The following is a 2,632-nucleotide window of genomic DNA, read 5'->3' as shown; positions in this document are numbered from 1 at the left end:
ATGCCGGGGGTGGTGTGTCCGGGGAAGGCTGCGGATGCTTCGGGGCGGACGGCGTTCCTGTTCTCCGGGCAGGGCTCCCAGCGCGCCGGAGCCGGTGCTGGGCTGTATGCCGTCGAGCCGGTGTTCAAGGCGGCGGTCGATGAAGCCTGCCGGCACCTGGACCCGCTGTTGGGCAGGTCGCTGACGGAGATCATGTTCGCCGAGCCGGGCAGTGAACCGGCCCGCCTGCTGGACCACACCCGCTACACCCAACCCGCACTCTTCGCCCTCCACCTCGGCCTCCACCGACTCCTCGAACACCACGGCCTCAAACCCGACTACCTGGCCGGACACTCGGTGGGGGAGATCAGCGCGGCCCACTGCGCGGGAGTCTTCTCGCTCCCCGACGCCGCACGCCTGATCGTCAAGCGGGCGGAACTGATGGGCCAGCTGCCGCCCGGCGCGATGGCCAGCATCCAAGCCACCGCAGACGAACTCGCCCCCTATCTGACTGACCGGGTGTGTGTCGCGGCCTACAACACACCCCGCCACACCGTCATCTCCGGCGACCCCGACGCCATCGCAGCCATCGTCGAGACGTTCACCGCCGAGGGACGGAGGGTGAAGACACTCGCGACCGAGCATGCCTTCCACTCCCCCCACACCGACACCATCCTGGACGCGTTCCGGGAAGCCGCCGAGCAGATCACCTACCACCCACCCCACACACCCCTCCTCTCCAACCTCACCGGCCGACCCGCCGAAACCGATCAACTCACCACCCCCGCCTACTGGACCGCACACATCCGCCAACCCGTCCGGTTCGCGGACATGCTCACCACCCTCGCCAACTCCGGCACCCACACCTATCTCGACATCGGGCCGACTCCCACCCTCGCCCCACTGGTCCACCACACCCTCGCCGACGCCGACGCCGACGGCGACGGCGACGGCGACGGCGACGGCGACGGTGACGCGGACACCCCCACCGTCCTCACCACCCTCCACTCCAACCAGGACGACACCCAGGCTCTGACCACCACCCTCGCCCACGCTCACACCACCACTCACCCGGTGGCCTGGCAGCATTCGCGCGCGGATGTTGTTCGACCGGTCGTTTCGTTGCCCACGTACGCGTTTGCTCGTCGGAGCTACTGGCTGGAGCCGGTCGGTGGGTCGGTGGATGTGGTCGGGTCGGGGTTGAATGCGCCGGGGCATCCGCTGCTGTCCGCGCATGTCGATCTGCCCAATGGGGGGCATGTGTTCACCACGCGGCTGAGTTCCGGGAGCCACAGGTGGCTTGCGGATCATGCGGTGGGGGGCGTGTCGGTTCTTCCCGGTGCGGCCTTCGTGGAGCTGGTTTCCCACGCCGCACGGGTCTGCGGGATGGCGTGTGTCGAGGAGTTGACCTTGCACACGCCGGTCGTGTTGGAGGGGGAGGGGGCGCTGCAGTTGCAGATGGTGGTGGACCCGCCGGACGAGGCGGGTCGCTGCCAGGTTCTGGTGCACGCACGGGACGCGGACACCACCCACACGGACACCGGAGAAGAGATAGCTGGGCGGCCGTGGGTGTGTCATGCGGAGGGGGTCTTGAGTACCGCCTCCGACGCGGGCACCCCGCCAGCCGGGGTGCAGCTTCCCGCCGATGCGCAGCCCGTCGGTGTCCAGGAGCTGTATGGGGAGCTGGCAGAGGCAGGGGTCGACTACGGTCCCGCCTTCCAGGGATTGCGGCGGGCCTGGCGGCACGGACAGGACCTCTACGCCGACATTGCCCTTCCCCAGACCCTGGAACCCCGGGGATACGGCATCCACCCCGCCCTCCTCGACGCCGCACTCCATCCCCTCGCCCTCTTCGCGCATGACGCGGCCGACAGTCACATGCCGCGGTTGCCGTTCCGATGGTCCGGGGTGACCCTTCATGCCTCAGCGGGCTCCGCGAGCCGTGTACGGCTCTCACTCGAAGGCGAGAACACCGTCTCGGTCGCCGTAACGGACCCTGACGGCGTACCGGTACTTTCCATCGACTCGTTGACGCTGCGGTCCGTAGACCTGGGCAAGATCGCCTCCGCCCGTCGTCCACGGACGCGCGATGCGCTGTTCCGGTTGGAGTGGCAGCCCCTTCAGGCTCCGGAGCGCTTCCTGCCCTCGGCAGAACCGTCCGCGGGCAGTGTCGTCGTCCTGGGGGACGGGGCCCTGATCGCCGACGAGTCGGGAGACCGGGGTTCGAGTGCTGTGCGGACCTACGAGAGCCTGACGGCCCTTCGCAGCGCCCTCTCCGAGGACCTGCCCGCGCCCGAGACGGTGCTCGTGTGCTGCCCGAGCAGCCATTCCGCCGAGGAGCCGACGGGAGTGACACACACCACCGTTCTCGAGGTGCTGGAGCTGCTCCAGGGTTTCCTGGCCGAAGAAGGGCTTGCCGCTTCCAGGCTGGTCGTCGTCACGGAGAACGCAGTCGACGCCACCGCTGCCCGCGGGCACACGACCGTGCCGTCGCAGTCTTCCAGCGCACCGCATCTGCAGCACGCCGCAGTGTGGGGTCTGGTGCGTAGTGCGCAGAGTGAGAATCCGGGTCGGTTGGTGTTGGTGGATGCGGAGCCTGGTGAGGGGCCGGTGTCGTGGGGGTCGGTTGCGGCTGCGGTCGCGGGTGCGGTTT

General features: G+C 68.9%; 1 protein-coding gene. It reads left to right on the top strand.

Annotated elements, in window-relative coordinates:
• Window positions 1–2,632 (top strand): acyltransferase domain-containing protein (locus tag DTL70_RS01100; protein ID WP_114019914.1); only part of this gene is annotated, 2,632 nt, incomplete at its 3' end.

Origin of the sequence: Streptomyces diacarni (genome assembly GCF_003323715.1) — a bacterium.
Lineage (GTDB): Bacteria > Actinomycetota > Actinomycetes > Streptomycetales > Streptomycetaceae > Streptomyces > Streptomyces diacarni.
The sequence above is the reverse complement of the archived record's forward strand: the minus strand, read 5'-3'. Positions and strand labels throughout refer to the sequence as shown.